This is a genomic window from Burkholderia sp. Ac-20344 (assembly GCF_017104975.1).
Classification (GTDB): domain Bacteria; phylum Pseudomonadota; class Gammaproteobacteria; order Burkholderiales; family Burkholderiaceae; genus Burkholderia.
Genome location: NZ_JAAGPP010000191.1, coordinates 1 through 13,959 on the forward strand (window position 1 = coordinate 1; position 13,959 = coordinate 13,959).

The window sequence follows — 13,959 nt, forward strand, 5'->3', positions numbered from 1 at the left end:
TATCGATGCGCTGGCGCCCTCTCGAGACCGACGACGCGACCGGCCCCGGCACGCGTGCGGAGCCGGACGGCGCGCCGCCGCGCGTCAACGCGAAGGTCATCGACCTGGCGGACGATGCGAGCGCCATGCGAACGGCGACGTCCGACCCGGCCGGCATCGCGGTGCCGCGCGGGCCGAGTGCCGAGCCGATGGAAGTCGGCGATCGCACGGTCTACGTCGTGCGCAGCGGCGCGACGCCCGACGCGCCCGGTGCGCGGCCGTCCGCGCCGCGCCCGCAGGATCTCGAGGAACCGGTGATCGTCGTTGCCGGCGAGCACGACGCGGCGCTGGCGGCCGAACTCGCGAACCGCTGGCAGAAGCCCGTCTATGCGGCCGCGCCCGACGCGTTCAACGCGGACGGCCAACTGCACGCGGACGCGCGCGTGCTGCGCTTCGATCCCGCACCGGAAACGGCCGCGGCGAACGAAACCGGCCTGCCGGCCGGCGTCGCGCCCGACGAAGCGTCACCGTCGGCGCCGCGCACCGCCGGCGACGACACGGTGATCGTACTGGCCGGCAAGCGCGGCCCGAACGAACCGGCGATGCCGCGTCCGGCTGCACCTTCCGAGCCGGTCAATGCCCTCGATGGCGTGTTCAGTGCGCCGAACCGCGTGCTCGTGCTCGTCAAGCCCGACCGCCCGGGCGCGCCCGAGCGCGCAGCAGAGCGCGACGCGACGGCCGCCGATCGCGGCCCGCGCGCGCCCGGCGTCGCGGACGGCAAGGCCGCGCGCGCGCCGGCGGGCGGCGCGCGTCGCGCCGCGGCAAACGACGACGTCGGCCGCGCCGCCGCGCACCCCGAAACGACGGAAACCGCACCGCCCGACCACGGGGCATCGCATCCCGGCTGGATCACGCGGATGCAGATGCGCTTCGGCGGTGCGGCGCTGCCCGAGGCCGCGCAGGCGCTCGCGATGCAGTCCGGCACGCTCGCGACGCAGTTGCGCATGCTGCAGGACGCCGGCTGGCGCGTGACGCTCGGCAAGCGCGGCGGCGGCAGCCGCATCGATCCGCGCAAGCGCCGCGTGACGATCGACGGCGCCCTTCAGCATCCGGGCAGCATCACGTACACGCTCGCGCACGAGGCGCGGCATGCCGTCGAGGCGATGGCCGGCGTGCTGAACCTCGACTACGGCAACCGCAGCCGCTTCACGCGCAAGGCGCTCGAAGCCGAGGCGCGCGCGCAGATCAACGCGTTCGAGGCGCGCTACGAGATCCAGCTCGCGGGCGGCGGCGACATCGCCGCGCACGTGCGCCTGCCCGATGCGATCGAGCGCGAAGGCGCCGCATGGCGCGCGCCATCACACGACTACGCGGGCACGGTCGGACGCCTCGTCGACGCCTTCGCCGATTCGCCGGTGTCGGGCCGCGACGGCGAGACCTACCGCGACTTCTACGACGACGTGTGGTCGCGCCAGAAGCGCCGCGGCGGTATCCCGCGCCGGATGCCGGCGCCGCAGACGCGCGAGACCGGCGACGCGCCGCGAGGCGTGCGCAGCTTCGACGACCGGGTCGCATGGAGCCGCGCGCATGCCGAATACGCGTCGCCGTTCGGCGACGGGCCGGTGCCTGCCGTGGCCGACCTGCAGGCCGCCCGCAGCCGCCACTTCACGATGCTGCAGGACGAAGGCGTGCTGATGCTGCACGCCGACACGCTGCCGGACGGCACGCTGCTCGCCGGCGGCCGGCCAGCCGGCGTACACGAATACGCGCTCGACCAGGCGCCGGCGTTCCTGATGCAGGACGGCTATTCGATCGTGCTGTCCGCGAAGCACGGCGGCGATGCCGCCGCCGCGCAACTCGCGAACCTGTGGCAGCGCCCGGTGTATGCACCGCCCGCGCACGCGGTGGGCGAGCGCGCTGCGCTGCTCGACACCGGCGTGTTCCGCCGCTACGACCCGGCGCCCGCGGCACCGCACGACCTCGGCCCGCTGGCGGCCGATGCCGAAGGCGTGCACGTCGAAGGCAACCCGGCCGCGCGGATCGACGTCGAGCGCCACGTCGGCGAACTGCTCGGCTCGGGCGGCGAGAAGACCGTGTTCGCGCTCGGCCACGATGCCGCGCTCGCGGTCTACGATACCGGCCCGCATACGTCGGAAGGCCGCCAGATCGAAGCGGCAATCGACGAAAGCATCGCGCTCGACGATCTCGCCTCCTACGGGCTGAAGACCGTGACGATGAACGGCCCGTTCTCCGCACTGAACCGCGTCGCGGTGCTGTACCGGCCGCTCGGCGTGTTCCACAGCTTCGGCTTCGAGACGGGCGCGCTGCCGCGCGTGGTGTCGCGCGCGGCGCTCGAGCACATCCGGCAGATTCGCGAAGTCGTCGAAAGCACGGGCATCGGCTTCGACCTGCAAGGCATGTTCACGCGCGACGGCGATTTCCTGCTGAGCGACCCGGGCCCGATCGGCATGGGCGCGGGCGAGCACTTCACCGCGCTGCAGCGGCTCGCGGTGATCGAGCGCGCGCTGACGCAGAGCCTCGAGCGCGGCAACATCGAACTCGCGCATCCGCGGCTCGCCGAAACGCCGGCGCCCGACGCGTTCGTGCAGAAGCCGTCGGTCATCACGCGCGTGCGGATGCGCTTCGGCGGCGCACCGCTGCCGAAGGAAGCGTACCGGCTGATCGACGCATCGAGCCGGCTGTCGCAACAACTCCGGCTCGGCGGCGAGGCCGGCTGGAAGGTCGTGCGCGGCAAGCCGGGCAGCGGCAGCAAGATCGATACGCGGCGGCGGCGCGTCACGATCGACGGCGGCCTGCAGTCGGCGGGCTCGATGGTCTACGTCCTCGCGCACGAAGCACGCCATGCGGTCGAGGCCGCGACCGGCACGTTGGGGCTCGACTATGGATCGACGCAGCGCTACGTGCGCACCGCGCTGCTCGCGGAAGCGCGCGCGCAAGTCAATGCCTTTGCGGTCCGTGACGAGATCCGCGCGAACCTCGGCATCGATATCGGCAGCCGCGTCGCGCTGCCCGACGCGATCGCGAACGAATACGGCCGCGCGCGGGCCGGCGACGCCGCGTCGATCGCGCGCCTCGCCGACGCGTTCGAGCACGCACCGACGTCGCTCGACGGCGGCGTGACCTACGGCGAACTGTATCGACGCCAGGCGCAGGCCGCGCAGCGCGCCGGCGTCACGATGCCGGCGCCCGCGCGCGACACGGCCGCCACGCTTGCCGACGAAACGGCATGGTCGCGCGCACGGCCCGTGAAGGCATCGCCGTTCGACGGCAAGGCGGCGGCCGGCGTCGACGCGCTGACGCTCGACCGCTCGGGCCCGCTGTCCTACGATCGCGACGGCGGCATCGTGATCGTGCATGGCGTCACCGACGCGCAAGGCCGCCTCGTCGATCCGGACGGCAAGCCGTACACGCCGGTCGAGGTCACGCTCGCGCACCGCTCGGTGCTCGGCCTGCCCGGCTCGTCCGTCATCCTGTCGGCGCGCAACGGTCGCGACGCCGCGGCATGGCTCGCGAACATCTGGCAGCGCCCCGTCTACGCACCGCCGACGATCGCGGTCGGCTTCGGCGCCGAAGCGCGGCTCGGCCACACGAACGCGTGGCTGCGCTACGATCCGGCGCCGCACCAGCGTCCGGACCTGGGCCCGCTCGACGTCGACGGCAACGGCGTCCACGCGAGCGGCGACCCGGGCGCGCGCTTGCCGGTCGAGCGCTTCACCGGCGCGGCAACCGGCGCCGGCATCGAGAAGACCGTGTTCGAACTGGGCCAGCGCAACGCGCTCGGCCTCTACCAGGGCACGGACAATCGCGCGATCCTCGGCCACATCGAGTCGATCCGGCTCGAGCAGGAAGGACTTGCGGCGCTGCGCGCCCACGGGCTGCGCACGCTCACGGTCGGCGGCCCGTTCGCGGCGTTCGATCGCGTGGCCGTGATGTACGCGCCGTTCGCGTCGCTCAGCAGCCACGACGTGATGGCCGGCGTGCTGCCGCCGCGGGTCGCGCGCGACGCATTCGCGCAGCTCGACCGCGCACGCGACGTCACCGCGCAGCACCGCCTCTACTACGACTTCGAAGGCGTGTTCGACGCACGCGGCGACTTCTATCTGAGCGACCCGTCGACGGTCATGGCCGATGCGCCGAAGCTGAACGTCGAAGGGATCGTCCGCGAGATCGGCACGCTGCGCGTGATGCTCGAGGACGGCATCGCGCGCGGCGCGATCGAGCTCGCGCATCCGGGCATCACCGAACACCTGCCGCCCGACGCGTTCGTGCAGAAGCCGTCCGTCATCACGCGGATCCGGATGCGCTTCGGCGGCGCGCCGCTGCCGAAGGCGGCGCATGCGCTGGTCGACCGCTCGAACCGGTTGCGCCAGCAGCTCGCGCTTGCGGACGAGGCCGGCTGGAAAGTCGTGGTCGGCCGCGCCGGACGCGGCAGCCGGATCGATACCGCGAAGCAGCGGATCGTGCTCGACGGGCAGTTCTACGGCACCGGCACGCTCGTCTACACGCTCGCGCACGAAGCGCAGCATGCGGTCGAGACGATCACGCGCCGGCTCGGGCTCGATCGCTCGTCCCCGGAGGCGCTGACCGACAGTGCGCTGATGGCCGAAGCGCGCGCGCAGGCGAACGCGTTCGCGGTGCGCCGCGAGATCCTCGACGACGCCGGCGTCGACATCGCGAAGGACGCACGCCTGCCCGACGCGATCGCGCGCGAGGCCGACCGCGTGATGCCCGGCGACGAAGCCGGGCTGCGCCGGCTCGCGGCCGCATTCGGCGACGTCGCACCGTCCGTGCCGGGCCACGCGACCTATCGCGCCTACTACGCGAGCCAGGCCGACGCGATGCATGCAAGCGGCATGCCGCGCGAGATGCCGGCGCCCGCGCCGCAGCCGGCGTCGAACGCGCCGGTCCCCGCTGCGGCGCCGGACGCCGCGAGCCGGCAGCATGCGCTCGATCATCTCGCGTCGCACGGCAAGCGCGACCTGATCCGCATCGACGGTTCGCAGCTCGCGTCGCTCGCGCAGATGAAGGACGCGTTCGGCACGCATGCGCACGTGCTGATCGCCGAGCACGAACAACGGCCGGCCGATGCGGTCGATGCAAGCCATCCGCAGCCGAAGTTCGTCGCGAGCCTGCGCACCGACGAGAACGGCACGTTCGTCGACAAGGCCTCCGCCGATCCGGCCGTGCCGATTCGGGACGAGGTCTATCGCGCGCTGAAGGACAACGGCACCGCGGAGCGCGCGGACGTCGATTTCTACGTGTCGCCCGTTCCGCTCGCGGAACTGCGCGAGTACGGCGGCGCCGCGCGCATCACGGCGCGCAGCGACGGCCGCGCATGGGAAGCCGAGCAGGCGGCGGCCGCGCCCGACGCGAACGTCGTCACGACGTTGAAGTCGCTCGGCGATGCACCGCGCTTTCGCCGGCCGAAGCAGGCCGCGAAGGCAGCCGGCGACGGCGCGACGCTTTACGCGATCGACAGGAAGACCGGCAAGGTGCTCGGCTACGCGACGCGCGACGCCGCGCACGACTGGACCTATCGCGAGTCGACGTCGCTCGGCGACGCGACGATCGCGCCGCGCGAGCTGGGCGCCGCGTTCCGCCGGCGCGCGCGCGACCTGTCCGGCGGCCGGCGCGGCGTGCGGTTCGTCGTGACGGACGTCGCGCACGACACGGTCGAGCGCTACGGCGGCTTCGCGCCGGCGGAAATGCGCAAGGCGCTCGGCGACGAAAAGGCGCCCGCGCAGAAACTCGGCACGCGCGTGCAGCGCGGCCTCGCAAAAGCCGATCCCGGCGTGCGCCGCAAGATCGCCGAGATCGAGGGCGCCGGCAGCCCGTTCCTGCCGCCGAAGCTCGTACCCGACAGCGAGCAGCTCGCGGTCGACTTCAGCGGCGCGAACACGCTGCACCTGATGCGCGCGCTGGAGCTGAAGGCCATCCCCGGCGATCACTACGTGTACGTGTACGAGACCGACCACCCGGTCGCCGAATCGCTGCATACACGTCGCGGCATCATCGCGATCCACGACGGCAACGCACGCTGGTACGACGACGCCGAGCAACTTCGCAACCAACCGGATGCGGGCCGCCCGCTCGACGAGATGCCGCTCGGCCGGGGCCCGTTCGGCGCGAACCAGCACTTCCTGCTGTCGACGCTCAAGCCCGAAGCGTTCGACCCGCGCGCGACCGCCACGCAGAAGGCCGCGCTCGCGCAACGCCTCGCGCAATTGCTCGACGAAAAATCGTATTTCGACGCGCTGCCGCAGAAGTTCGACCTCGCGACGCGCTGGATCCGCACGCAGATCGCCGGCCAGATCGATCGCGTGAAAGCGGCGCAGGCCGACCTCGCCGCCGCCCAGCAAACCGCGCGGCAGGCCGCGCAGCCCGCTGCCGGCGGCGCGGCCACCGGCCCCGCCGGCCGGATGCGCAATGCGATACGCGGCAAGGGCGGCAGGCTGCACGGCCGCCGTGCGGCGAACCGCGCCGCCAATACGCCGGCCACGCCGAAGGCGCCCAAAACACCCGCAGCCAAGCCGCTGACACTGCGTCCGTACCAGCCGAGCCTGAGTTCGAGCACGGTCGCGGAATGGGTGATGCGCTACGGCGCCGCGAAGGTGTCCGAATGGTTCCCGACGGTCGAGCGCGTGAAGGCGGTCGCCGCGCGCAAGCGCCAGCCCGATGCCGGCGGCCTCGCGCTGAACGACGAACCGCAGACGATCCTGGCCGACGCGCCGATGTGGCAGGCGCTCGGCAACCGCGTCGGTCTCGCGCGCGAGGTGTCGAGCATGCCGTCGCGCGGGCCGGTCGCCGATCCCGCCGGCGATCACAACCGGTTCGTGAAGTGGATGCAGGCGTATGCAACGCGTCACAGCGCGGCGCGCATGATCGACAAGCGCGTGATCCAGGCGTTCGTGCGCGCACCGGCCGAGATCCAGGACCGCGTCGCGCCGATGGCGCGCGCGTTCAACCTGCGCGACGATCCCGCGCTCGCGGTGCGCCAGATCGAGCAATACGGCGGCGCGATGCCCGTCGTGTCGATTCCGGTCGATCCGCACACGCTTGCCGCCGCGCGCGGCGGCAAGCACGATCCGGCGTTCATCCGGCGCGCGCGCCAGTTCGGCTCCCCGATCGGCGCGCGCTACAACGAGGCCGACGCCACGATCACGCGCGAGGCGCCGGACGGCACCACGCGCACGCTCGAACTCGACGACGTCGCGCATCTGCACCAATGGCTCACCGCGTCGTCGCGCTACGGCTTCCAGCTTCGTCTCGAAGCGGCGTCGGGCCGCCCGCTCGTGTCCGCGGAGGACCGCCGCACGATCGCCGGCACGAACGACAGCTACGCCGAGTACGCGCGGCTCATGACGTCGTTCGAGACGTGGTCGCACGATCACGCCGGCGAGCCCGCGCCGAACGTGATGCTGAGCTTCCACGGTTGGGACGCCGTGCTCGAACCCGTTCCGGGCGCCGGCCACGTCGAGCTGCTCGATGCGCTGCTCGACCGCAAGGCGATCGACTGGCTGCATGTCGGGCTCTCGTACGGCACGCACGGCGCCGACTTCATCGCGAACCAGGATCTGACGCGCGCGCTGGCGGAACGGATCGTCGACTATTACCAGACCGACCATGACGGCAAGTTTGCGCGGCTGCACGGCGCCGATGCGCTCACGCGCGTGTTCGAACCGGTGAGCCCCGAGGCATTCGCCAACCAGCAGCAGGTGCTGTTCGCGGAGATCTCGCGTATCGGCAAGTCGAAAGGCCTGTCGGACGATGCGCTCGCGACGCTGCGCAGCGAGCTGTACGAACGCAACACGACCGCGCTCGTCAATCAGGCGCGCAAGGCAACCATCGACCACGCGATGACGCAGTGGACAGCGGCGAATCACCCGCCCGCCACGCGCACCGAAAAGCGCGCCCGCCGCTTCGGCGAACGCTGGCTCGCCGACGCCGGCGCCCGGGCGAGCGCGCGCGGCACCGTCGTGTCGACCGCCGATCCCGCGGGTCCGCTTGCCGGCAGCCGCGCCTACTGGCAATCGGTGGTCGAGCGCGAAGCGCTGAGGAACGACCCGTCGAAGCCGATCAGCGTCGGCCGGCAGATCGCGGCGAACCCGAAACAGGCGAAGGTGATCGAGGAAATGCAGGCGCTCGCGCAGATCAACGCGCTGCGCGTGCACCGGCCGTCGTTCCGCAAGGCGGAGCTGTGGAAGTCGATCGGCTTCAGCTCGCTCGTCACCGGTGCGGGCGCGCTCGTGATCGCCGATACGCTCGGCGCGACGCATCTGCTTCGGCAGGACATGCTGGGCAGCGCGACGTCGTCGTTCCTGCTCGGCTCGCGTCTGGGCCGCGTGTTCCAGGTGATGCACCAGGGGGCGGTGCGCAGCCTGCAGGCCGGCGACCCGAAGGCCGCGCAGGCGGTGCTCACGCGGCTCGAAGTGACGCTGTCGCGGCAACTGCGGTCGGGCGCGCACGACTATGGCCAGAACCGGCGCGCCCAGCTCGAGCAGGTATCGAACGAAGCGCGCACGCTGGCCGCGCAGTACGTCGAGCTGAATCGGGTCGGGCTGATGAGCTTCGACGATGCGACCACGCACATCAAGGCACTCGCCGCGGACGTGCTCGCGCAGATGCAGGGCACCGTCGGCGGCACGTCGCTGCAGCAGCTCCATACCGGCAACCCGCGTCACCTGTTCGGGATCGCGGGCCGCGCCGGCGCCGCGATCACGTCGACCGCCACGCTCGCGGTCGGCATCAGCGGCGTCGTGCACGCGCACGGCGCGTTCGATCTCGCGTACGGCTCGGCCGCGATCGCGAGCGGCGCGTTCGGCGCCACCTATGCGGGGCTCGTCTACACGATCGGCGCGCACCGCGTGAATGCCGACAAGCGCAGCCGCATCGTACGCTTCACCGATTCGGCGAGCGACTTCATGGCTGTCGCGTACGGCGGCCTCGGCACCGGCGTGCAGTGGAGCGGCGGCCATTACGATCTCGCGATCGCGACCGGCGTATCGACCGCCCTGCTGCTCGGCGGGCGCCTGAACACGCATTTCCCGAACGCGACGCCGCTGATCAAGAAAATCCCGACGGCCGTCGTGCTGATCCCGGTCGGTGCGTTCGCGTACAAGCTGATCGAGAGCTTGTGGACGACGTTCTTCGGTTCGGGGTCCGGATCGTCGAATCAGCCGAAGTCGTCGCAGTCGAATCTCGCGCCCGGCGCGTCGCCGAGTGCCTCGCCAACTGCATCGCCGAGCGCCTCGCCGACCACACCGGCGTCGCCGCCGGCCAGCGCCACGCCATCGCCGTCGCCGTCGAGCGCGCAGCCTTCGCCGTCCCCGCAGCCCTATATCGTCGTCGACGGCGACTCGCTGTGGGTAATCGCGGATCGCCACCGTCAATCGCTGCTCGACGCCGCTCACGTGCCGCGCGGCGACCAGCAGAAGATGTCGGTCGGCCAGCAGGACCTTGCCGCGTTCCGCGAGATCCTGCAGCTCAATCCGACGGCCGCGGCGGATCCCGGGCACCTGCAGATCGGGTTGCCGCTGAACGTCGGCTGAGCGTCAACCGGCAGGCCGGCGATCCCGGCCGGTCCGGCCACCGGCAGCGCGCCGCATCATCCCGCGCGCTGCGCCTCCAGCCACGCCTGGAACATCAGCACCGCCCACAACTGGTGCTGCCAGTTCATCCGGCCGCTCTGGTGCTGACGCCACAGGCGTTCGACCGCGGACGCGTCGAAGAAGCCCTCTTCGCGCAGCCGCGACGGCCGCAGCAGCGCCTCGGCCCAGTCGCGCAGCGCGCCGCGCAGCCAGTGGTCGACGGGCGCGCAGAAGCCCTGCTTCGGCCGGTCGATCAGCGCGGACGGCACGTACCGGTCGAGCAGCCGGCGCAGCAGCGCCTTCGACTGCCCTTCCGGCAAGCGCACCGCCGCGGGCACGCGCCACGCGAATTCGACGACGTGATGGTCGAGGAACGGCATGCGCGTTTCGAGGCTCACGGCCATCGCCGCGCGATCGACCTTCGCGAGGATGTCGGTCGGCAGGTAGGTGAGCGTATCGATCGCCATCGCCTGCTCGGCGAAGCTCAGGTGCTCGGGCCATGCGGACACCGTGTCGAGCGGCGTCGGCGGCTCGTGCCCCGACAGCGCGATGCGCTCCGGATGATGCACCGACGACATCAGCAGCCGGTACAGCCCGATGCGGCTCTCGGCCGTCATCACGTGGCCGAGCTTGTGCAGGCGGTCGCCGATGCGCGCCGCGGATTCGCGCGCCTCCACGCCGCCCCACGCGCCCTGCGCGACGGCCGCGAGCTGGTCGGCGTGATCGGGCCGCAACGCATGCAGCGCGGCGGCGATCCGTGCACGCACCGCCGCCGGCACGCGATGCAGCTTGCGCCACAGGCGCGGCGTCAGGAAGTAGCGCGTATAGCCGCCGAACAGCTCGTCGCCGCCGTCGCCGGACAGGCTCACCTTCACGTGCCGGCGCGTCAGTTCCGACACGAGGAAGGTCGGAATCTGCGATGCATCGGAAAACGGCTCGTCATAGATCGACGGCAGCTTCGGCACGACGCCGAGCGCATGGTCGGCCGTCACGTAGAGTTCGGTATGACGCGTGCCGAGATGGCGCGCGACCGCCTTCGCGTAACCGGCTTCGTCGTAGCCGGCTTCATGGAAGCCGATCGTGAACGTGTCGACCGGCGCCGCCGATTGCGCCTGCATCAGCGCGACGATCGCCGACGAATCGACGCCGCCCGACAGGAATGCGCCGAGCGGCACGTCCGCTTCCATCTGCCGCGCAACCGCCTGGCGCAGGATCGTGTCGAGCTGGTCGACGGCTTCGTCGGCGCTGCCTTCGAACGGCCGCGCGCGGCCATCCTCGATGGCCTGTTCGAGCGTCCAGTACGCGCGAATGCGCGGCGTATCGCGCGCATGCTCGAACTGGATGTAGGTGCCCGGCGGCAGCTTGTGGATGCCGCGATAGATCGTATAAGGCGCGGGCACGCTCGACTGGCGCAGGTACAGGCACAGCGCGTCGCGGTCGATGTCGCCGTCGAAGCCCGGATAGCCGCGCAGCGCCTTGAGCTCGGACGCGAATACCAGCGCGTCGCCAATCCGGCCGTAATAGAGCGGCTTCTCGCCGATCCGGTCGCGCGCGAGCGTCAGCACCCGCGACGCGCGGTTCCACAGCGCGAACGCGAACATGCCGGTCGCGCGCCGCAATGTCGCCTCGACACCCCACGCGACGATCGCCGCGATCAGCACCTCGCTGTCGGAGTGGCCGCGCCACGCCGGTGCGCGACCCGCGCGCTCGAGCTCCGCGCGCAGTTCGCGATGGTTGTAGATTTCGCCGTTGAAGACCATGACGTAACGGCCGCACGCGGATGCCATCGGCTGTCGGCCGTGCACCGACAGGTCGACGATCGCGAGCCGCCGGTGGCCGAGCGCGATGCCGGCTTCCGGGTCGACCCAGAGCCCCTGCCCGTCCGGCCCGCGATGCGCGAGGCTTGCCGTCATGCGCGCGAGCGTGCCGCGCGCTGTCTCCTCATCGAAGGCGACGCTATTCAGAAAGCCGTCGATTCCGCACATTTGATTTGTCCGCCCCTGTTGACCAGTTCCGTCACGCACGGCGCAACCTCGCGGCCCGCCGTCCGGCGTGACGGTCGAGCCATATTACGAAGAAATAAATCAGCAATAATTCACTGGTGAACGTCCGCTCGCGCAAGAAAAAATTATCGTCAAGCACCACGCGCGCATGACCTCATCAAGGGGCCATATCGGATTTGAATGGATGGATGGACGCTCGCGTGCGCGGAACGGAAATAGGGGCGGCATGCCGAAACGGTGTGCCGCCGCCCGCATCAGCCCGCCCCGGTCGCCCATTTCAGCAACAGCGCAACCTCGCGGAAATGCTGCGGCTGGATCGTGCCGTTCTCGGGCGTCGTCTCGTACAGCGCCTGCGCAAGCCCGACGTTCGCGAGCGTCGGGCGCAGCGCATCGCGCGCGGCACGCACGATCCGCTCGGCCGCGTCGCCCTCGCCGCGCGCGAGCACCCACGGCAGCGTGCCGATCCCGCCGTAATACAGCGCGACCGCGACGCGCGGCGAATAGACGACCACCGATGCATAGCCGATCCGGTCGGCCAGCGACGCGAACTGCGCTTCGCGCGCGAGCTGCCGGCGCTTCGATTCGATGTGCGGATCGCCTTCGTCTTCCTTGTGCTCGCGCCGCACTTCGTCGATCGACATTTTCATCTTCTGATTGAATTCGTGCCGTTGGTGCACGATGTCGATCAGTGCCATCACGATGTAGATCAGCGCGGCCCAGCCGAACAGCAGCATCAGCAGCTTCACGATCAGCGCGAGGATCGAGATCGGCCGCGTGAAGCCGGACTGCACGGACGGGTCGAGCGACTCGACGATCAGCCAGCCGAGCGTCGCGACGAGCAGCGCCGTCTTCAGCAGCATCTTCGCGAGATTGACGAGGTTGCGCAGCGACCACAGGTTCTTCATCCCCTCGGCCGGGTTGAGCCGCGACAGCTGCGGCACGAGCCGGCTCCACGCCATCACGCCGCCGACCTGCACGAAGCCCGCGAGCAGGCCCGCCAGCAGCCCGGCCGCGACGATCTGCGCGGACAGCGTCGCCCAGTCGCGCGCGGCGCCGTCGATCAGCACCGCGATCCGCGCGGACGGGTCGGCTGCGCCGACCGCATCGAACACGAGCCGGAACAGCGCCTGCAGCCGCGCGAACAGCGCGCCGATACCCACCGCGAGCGCGACGCACACGCCGACGAAGAACGCCGACGAAATCGTCTCCGCGCTCTTCGGCACATCGCCTTTCTCGCGGGCCTCGCGCAAGCGCTTCGCGGTCGGCTTCTGGTCCTTTTCGGCCATCGCGGCTCCGTCGCGCTCACGCGCCGCCGTGCGCGGCGAACAGCGCGCGCAGCAACGCCATCAGCCCGCTGTCGGGGCTCAGCAGCGCATGCAGCGACGCATACACCACCGGCAGGAACAGCACCATCATCAGCACCGCGAGCGCGCTCTTCAGCGGCTGCGAGAACACGAAGATGTTGAGCTGCGGCACCGCGCGCCCGACGAGGCCGATGCCGAGCTCGACGAGCACCAGCACGATCGTCACCGGTGCGGCGAGCTTCACCATCCATTCGAAGATCGTGTCGGTCTGTCGCACGACGAAGGTCTGCAGCATCGATGAAAAATCCGGGCCGAGCGAGCCGATCGGCCACCATGCGTACGACTGCGCGAACAGCTGCACGAGCACCTGCAGCCCGCCCGCGGTGACGAACAGCGCGATCGCGACGAAATTGAGGAATCCCGACGTCGGGCCGCCCTCGTGCCCGCCCATCGGATCGAAGAACGCGGCGCTGCCGCTGCCGGTCTGAAAGTCGATCAGGTAGCCGACGCCCTGGATCGCGAACAGCACCGCGCTGAACGCGCCCGCGAGCAGCATGCCGACCACCGCCTCCTTCGCGACGAGCAGGCACCACATCAGGAACGGCAGCGCGGCCACCTGCGCGGCGTCGATCGCCGGCGCGACGAACGCGGCGATCACGACCGCGATCCCGTTGCGCACGAGGCCGGTGATGATCTGCTCGTTGAATACCGGCACGACGAACATGATCGGCAACAGGCGCGGCATCACGTAGAGCAGCGGCCGCAGCAGGCCCGCGACGTCGTTGAAGCCCGCAGCCGGGTCTAGCATCGGCGCTCCGCGACGGCGGGCGATGCGATGTCGTGGGGATCGCGGGTGTCGTCACCCTCGGCGGCGGAAGCAGCCGCGTCGTCCGGATCTGCCGCACCGGCGTGCGCATCGGCCGGCGGCGCGGTCATCTCCACATCGAATGCCGCGGCCGCTTCGGACGGCGCCGCCCCGTGGCTCGAAGCGCCGTCGGCCACGGCCGCCCATGCGCCGGCCGTCGCGAAGCGCCGCACCGCGTAGCCGTCCGCAACTTCGTCGGC

Annotated in this window: 4 protein-coding genes and 1 pseudogene; 1 reads left to right on the forward strand and 4 read right to left on the reverse strand. The window is 71.1% G+C overall.

Features of this window, described 5'->3' with window-relative positions:
- The first annotated feature begins 125 nt into the window (after positions 1 to 125).
- The gene (locus G3N64_RS34930; RefSeq protein WP_241021359.1) at positions 126 to 9,548 is read left to right on the forward strand and encodes an LWXIA domain-containing protein; all 9,423 of its coding nucleotides are present in this window, start codon (positions 126 to 128) and stop codon (positions 9,546 to 9,548) included.
- A gap of 56 nt (positions 9,549 to 9,604) precedes the next feature.
- Here the strand turns inward: G3N64_RS34930 and asnB are convergent, their stop codons facing one another.
- The 4 genes and pseudogenes from asnB to G3N64_RS34950 form a co-directional block, all read right to left on the reverse strand.
- Complete coding sequence (gene asnB / locus G3N64_RS34935) at positions 9,605 to 11,572, reverse strand: asparagine synthase (glutamine-hydrolyzing) (RefSeq protein WP_205788225.1); 1,968 nt, start codon at positions 11,570 to 11,572, stop codon at positions 9,605 to 9,607.
- Between the two features lie 272 nt (positions 11,573 to 11,844).
- A complete protein-coding gene (locus tag G3N64_RS34940; protein WP_205788226.1) occupies positions 11,845 to 12,876 on the reverse strand; it encodes an EscU/YscU/HrcU family type III secretion system export apparatus switch protein in 1,032 nt (343 codons plus the stop codon).
- A 16-nt stretch (positions 12,877 to 12,892) separates the two neighbouring features.
- Positions 12,893 to 13,702 carry a type III secretion system export apparatus subunit SctT gene (gene sctT, locus G3N64_RS34945; protein ID WP_205788227.1) on the reverse strand — a complete coding sequence of 270 codons (810 nt, stop codon included), beginning with the start codon at positions 13,700 to 13,702 and terminating at the stop codon, positions 12,893 to 12,895.
- A pseudogene (locus tag G3N64_RS34950) lies at positions 13,696 to 13,959 on the reverse strand (hypothetical protein); the annotation flags it as partial. The gene sctT and the pseudogene G3N64_RS34950, both read right to left, overlap by 7 nt.